Genomic DNA, 216 nt, shown 5'->3' with positions numbered 1-216 from the left:
TTACAGCCGACCTATACAAACTACTCTGTGAAGTTTAAAATGGACGTATTAACTTATATGGAAAAAACAGGAGCGTCTATTCGTGAAGCATCATATGTATTCAATATTCCTTCTTACTCAACGGTGGCGAAATGGAAAAGAACCTTTGAAAAACAAGGTAAGGATGGCCTGTTTCCTAAAAAGAGGAGTCGTCCAAAAATGAAGAAAAAGCCTACT

Annotated in this window: 1 protein-coding gene; it reads left to right on the top strand. The window is 37.0% G+C overall.

The features are described 5' to 3' along the window. Nucleotides 1–216, top strand: a 216-nt coding sequence (locus tag ACN6NE_RS31425; protein ID WP_474329457.1) for a helix-turn-helix domain-containing protein, incomplete at both ends; no start/stop codon positions are given.

This window comes from Priestia sp. 53B2, assembly GCF_056099005.1.
The sequence above is the reverse complement of the archived record's forward strand: the minus strand, read 5'-3'. Positions and strand labels throughout refer to the sequence as shown.